The sequence below is a fragment of the Flavihumibacter cheonanensis genome, from assembly GCF_022352215.1.
GTDB classification, from domain to species: Bacteria; Bacteroidota; Bacteroidia; order Chitinophagales; family Chitinophagaceae; genus Flavihumibacter; species Flavihumibacter cheonanensis.
On the sequence record NZ_JAKRWF010000165.1, the window covers coordinates 1 to 284 of the forward strand.

The 284-nt window shown below is 54.6% G+C and carries 1 protein-coding gene; it reads left to right on the forward strand.

The annotated features are described in order from the left end of the window. Positions 1 to 13: 13 nt before the first annotated feature. Positions 14 to 284, forward strand: a 271-nt coding sequence (locus MD536_RS21550) for an ACP S-malonyltransferase (protein ID WP_369075824.1), incomplete at its 3' end; no start/stop codon positions are given.

Below are 284 nucleotides of genomic sequence, written 5' to 3' on the forward strand. Positions count from 1 at the left end.
TCACACCCCGTTGATGAGACCTGCGGCGGATCGATTCAAAAACGATCTTGCCGCAAGCCAGATTTGCATTGCCTGCAAACCGGTGATCGCGAACGTCTCCGGCGAAGCCATCGTGGACCCCCTTCATATTCGTAAAGAGCTTTACGAGCAGATCTACACCTGCGTGGATTGGCGCCGTGGGGCGGAAAGAATGGTTGAAAATGGGGCGGACCTTTTCATTGAAATCGGCCCCAAAAAGGTCTTGAGCGGCATGATCAAGAGCATTGCGCCCAACGTTCCCACGC